Here is a 4,824-nt window from a genome sequence, read left to right as displayed (position 1 = left end):
TAGTAAGGTGAGAGTTTTTCCATTTCTGCTTTAGTAAGGATCTGCCTCATGTCCTTGATCGACCGCGTCTTCTGCAGCCTCTTTCGCCTTCAGCGTTCCTTGTCCAAATTTCGTCTTTCCAGACTCACGACCCGGAACGGCCTGTTCTTTTTCCGTTTCAATCGTTTCTTTCATTATTTTCTCAATGCCTTCTTTGACGAGGCGGCTATATTCTTCATCAGCCTGAGTAAAATGATCCACCATCTTTTCTTGAATACGAGAGTCAAATCCAGCTAAAGCTTCCGAAAGATTTTTGATCAGCTCTTCCCGTTCCCACTCCTCGAACTGCCGCTATCACACAAAACCTATTCAGCAGTCTTTACGTCATCATTAACAAACACGAATTCACCGTCAATCATCGTATGTGTCACACTCGAACGCAAATCAAATATGTCACCATTCCAAATAACTAGGTCTGCATCTTTTCCTTTTTCTAATGAACCTACCCGGTCTTCCACCCCCATATATACAGCTGCGTTATATGTAATTGCTTGAAGTGCTTGCTGTTCTGAAATACCATTTTTCACAGCCATGATCGCACTGGTTATTAAATGTTCAATTCCGATTACAGAATGATCTGTCGTTAAAGTAAAGTGAACATTCGCATCAGCTAATATTTTTGGTGTTTTCCAAGACTTATTTTTCAACTCTACTTTTGACTTTGGCGACATTGTAGGACCAACTGTAACCATGACATTACTACCCGAAATATAATCTGCAATTAGATGGCCTTCTGTACAATGCTCGATTGTTACGTCTATATCGAACTCTTTTTTTATTCGTAAAATCGTTACAATATCGTCGGCCCGATGTGCGTGAACTCTTAATGGAATCTCTTTCTTTAATACTTTCACAAGATTCTCCATGTCTAATTGACGGCCTGTCTTCCCCTTTTCACGATCGCTCTCATATTCTTTTGCATCGATCAGTGCTTGTCTAAGCATTGCAGCAACTTTCATTCTCGTCATGGGAGCTTTACCCTTCGATCCAAATGTCGATTTAGGATTTTCTCCTAAAGCCGCTTTCATGCCTGAAGGCGCCTTTAGAATACATCTGTCTACTACAATCTCTTTACGCATTTTGATAACTGCCATTTCCCCTCCGATTACATTAGAACTTCCTGGCAAAATTTGTACAGTCGTCACTCCAGCTTTCCTGGCATCTTCAATCGCCGGGTCGCACATATGAATTCCGTCAATTGCACGCAATTCTGGAGTGATCGGATTCGTTTCTTCATTAAGATCTGCCCCTTCTTCTCCTGTTTCCATCTCTTCAATTCCCAGATGTGTGTGTGCGTCAATTAACCCTGGCGTAATAATATTTCCATCTGCATCTATTACGCAATAGGAAGATGGTATTTTTTTCGTTCCTTCATAAATCTCTTCAATCTTCTGATCTTTAATTAAAATTGTCCCATTTGGAATACTGTTTCCTTTTCCATCTAGAATCATTGCATTTTTTATAGCTAACACAAAATCCCTCCTGACTTTTCTTGCAGATTTCAATCATTTGCAGTCTGTTTCAAATATTCTACAATCGAACCCGACATAATCTTTGCTGCATTCAGCATTGCCTTTTCATCTATATCAAATTGAGGATGGTGATATGGATGTGTTTTTCTTAATTCTTCATTTGCAGAACCAATGAAGAAATACGACGCCGGTACTTTTTGAGAGAAATAAGAAAAGTCTTCCGTTCCCATATTCGGTTCCATTTTTAAAACATTTTCTTTTGGTATTACATTACATGCTTCTGCAACTAATAGTTGATTTAAAGATGAATCATTTTTAGTCGCCGGATAGCCATAAATATATTCTATGTCGTAATCAACGCCATGCGCTTTACAAGTATACTCTGTAATTTGTCGAATCGATTTTTCAATATCTTTTCGAACACTTTCTTCAAACATTCGAGCTGTTCCTTCCATAACGGCCGAAGCCGGTATTATATTAGAAACTTCACCAGAATGAAAAGCTCCAATCGTTATAACAGCTGACTTCAAAGGATCGATTTTCCGACCCGTAATATGATGTAACTGGTTAATAATTTGGCTGCTCACTAAAATAACGTCTGGTGAATCTTGCGGGAATGCAGCATGTCCACCTTTCCCTTTTATCGTAATTTTGAAATCGTCACAAGCCGCTAAAACATAGCCGTCGTTATACCAAATATGATCGATTGGAATGTAATTCTCCATATGGGTAGCAATAACTGCATCAACATTCTGCAAAGCACCATCTTCAATCATAGACTTGGCGCCACCCGGGTCTACTTCTTCCGCATGTTGATGGATAAATACGATATCTCCTGCCAATTCACTCTTCACTTCGGAAAAAGTCTTTGCAATGCCCAAGGCTATGGCAGTATGTGCGTCATGTCCACACGCATGCATAACACCACTATTTTTCGATTTATAGGGTACATCATTTTCCTCTTGGATAGGGAGAGCGTCAAAATCAGCCCGAATAGCAATGGTTTTACCAGGCTTTCCGCCCCTCAACCGTGCAACTACACCATTTCCACCGACTTTGGTTTGTACTTCTAATCCTAACTCGCTCTGATAATCTGCAATGAATGAAGCTGTTTCTACCTCTTCAAATGAAAGCTCCGGATACATATGCAAGTGCCTTCTTATGCGGACCATCTCTTCATATACATGTTCAACTTTTTCATAAATCTTATTCTTCACAAAAGAACCTCCCCATAAACCAACTATCTTCATTCGTTAAATATAAAAATAAAGTAAACTTAAAGATACGGCCAATGATGTCACGGCAATCGCAAGCAAGATGGAGTGACTTGATTCATATGCACGTTCTTTAAATTCCTGTAATTGAATATCTTCACTCAACTTTTTTTCTATTCTAATTTCAGCATTCGATTTTCGGAAAATAAAACTTTTGAATTGGTGCATACTTGTAATAAATAAATCAAAAAATCCTGATCGAATGATTTTCAAAATCACAAAAAGCAATAAGCTAATTAAGCCGATCATAAATGAAAGATTTATGAGATCTACTATAGACCAAGAAAAGTATCCCCAAAAGAAAGCATACAATGCGACCAGTAGTAATGCGGATACGCTATAATTTTTCAAACTACTAGTAAACCTCCAATACTAATAGAGGTGTAGGATTTCCCCACACCTATTAGCTTGTTTATTTAACTTTCACCCATTTTAAATTCGGATAAATGTTTCGATAGTAAGCGACATCTTCTACCCGATCTTGTGTTAAATATGTCTTAGAGTAATAATAAACAGGGATAAATGGCATATCATCCATTAGGATTGCCTCTGCTTCATGAAGCATTTTAATACGCTTATCTAAATCAGGTTCTACTTTTGCTTCCTCAATCAAACGGTCAAAATCTTCATTAATCCAGTTTGTTTCGTTATCGGGGCTATCTCCTAAGTAAGCATCTAACATAACAACCGGATCAAGCACAACCCCTGTCCAGCCGAGTCTTGCCATCTGATAATTACCTTGTGCAGTCGTGTCTAAGAAAGTTTTCCACTCTTGATTCACAAGCTTCATTTCTACATCCAAATTCTTCCGAACCATTTCTTGTGTTGCTTCAGCAATACTTTTATGATTTTCATCCGTATTATAAATTAACTCTACAGTCGGTAAGGTACTCCAGCCTTCTTCTTTCATTCCTTCTTCCATAAGTGCTTTTGCTTTCGCAGCGTCTTCTTCAAAGTACGGATCTGCACCATCTCTGAAGTCTCCTGATTCAGTTTCAACACCAGGTGGCACCATTGCAAATGCAGGCTGTTCTCCCGCTTTTGTGATGTAATTCGTTAACGCTTCACGATTCAATGACATGGCAAATGCTTTACGTATTTTTGCATTTGTAAACGGTTCTTTTTCTACGTTGAACATGTACATGTAAGTACCAAAGTAGGGCTCTGTTATAAACCGCTCGTCATCTTTCACTGTTTCAATCATACTTGAAGGAACTTCCATGATCATATCAAACTCACCAGCGTTGAACATTTGTTGATATGTATTTGCATCATCCACCATGGCAAATTCAATTTTTTTAAGCGTGACTTCATCACTTGCAAAATATTCATCGTTTTTCTCAATTACTACACTGTCATCATGCTTCCATTTCGCTAAAGAAAAAGGTCCATTTCCAACATATGTATCAGCATCTGCCGACCAATTTTTATTGTTTTCCACTGCATCTTGTTTTACCGGGTAATATGACCAAAACGTTAGCATTTCTTCAAAATAACCAACTGGGCTATCCAATTCTACCACCAGTGTTTTATCATCTTTCGCCTCAACACCGACTTCATCTGCTTCTACTTCACCATTGTTATAAGCTTTTGCATTTTTAATGTAATACAAATAAAACGCCATTTTACTTCCAGTGTCTGGATTCAGAACACGCTTCCAAGCATACTCAAAATCCCCCGCAGTAAGAGGTGATCCATCCGACCAGTTTGCATCATCACGGAGTGTAAATGTATAAACTGTTCGATCTTCTGAAATGTCAACATGTTCTGCAACACCTAGAACAGGTTGTCCATCTTTATCGCGCATGTATAATCCTTCGAATAAGTGATCTAAAATCCATCCTGATTTATTGTCCGTAGCTAGCGCAGGGTCTAAACTAGGCGGTTCTGTCATCACATTTACGGTGATGGATTGTTCGCCTTTCGTTTCCTTTTTCGAGTCTGTTCCTCCGACACAGGCCGCTAACATCAGTATAGAGAGTAGCATTACAAATAAAGTGATTGAATTTTTCTTCATATTTCTCCCCCATTTTTATTTA

4 protein-coding genes and 1 pseudogene are annotated in these 4,824 nt (G+C 38.6%); all 5 read right to left on the bottom strand.

The features are described 5' to 3' along the window. Window positions 1-30 precede the first annotated feature (30 nt). Window positions 31-330: pseudogene (locus NCCP2331_RS18045) on the bottom strand (catalase-related domain-containing protein); the annotation flags it as partial. A gap of 14 nt (window positions 331-344) precedes the next feature. Continuing rightward, the gene (locus NCCP2331_RS18040; RefSeq protein ID WP_251672085.1) at window positions 345-1,511 is read right to left on the bottom strand and encodes an amidohydrolase; all 1,167 of its coding nucleotides are present in this window, start codon (window positions 1,509-1,511) and stop codon (window positions 345-347) included. A gap of 29 nt (window positions 1,512-1,540) precedes the next feature. Next, on the bottom strand, window positions 1,541-2,728 hold the full coding sequence (locus NCCP2331_RS18035) for a M20 metallopeptidase family protein (protein ID WP_251672084.1): 1,188 nt from the start codon (window positions 2,726-2,728) through the stop codon (window positions 1,541-1,543). 36 nt (window positions 2,729-2,764) lie between these two features. Beyond that, complete coding sequence (locus NCCP2331_RS18030; protein WP_251672082.1) at window positions 2,765-3,136, bottom strand: DUF3899 domain-containing protein; 372 nt, start codon at window positions 3,134-3,136, stop codon at window positions 2,765-2,767. Window positions 3,137-3,197: 61 nt separating this feature from the next. Further along, window positions 3,198-4,802 carry a peptide ABC transporter substrate-binding protein gene (locus tag NCCP2331_RS18025; protein ID WP_251672081.1) on the bottom strand — a complete coding sequence of 535 codons (1,605 nt, stop codon included), beginning with the start codon at window positions 4,800-4,802 and terminating at the stop codon, window positions 3,198-3,200. Window positions 4,803-4,824 lie beyond the last annotated feature (22 nt).

It is taken from the genome of Sporosarcina sp. NCCP-2331, assembly GCF_023707945.1.
Lineage (GTDB): Bacteria > Bacillota > Bacilli > Bacillales_A > Planococcaceae > Sporosarcina > Sporosarcina cascadiensis.
Note: the sequence above shows the minus strand (reverse complement) of the source record. Positions and strands in the feature narration are given on the sequence as shown.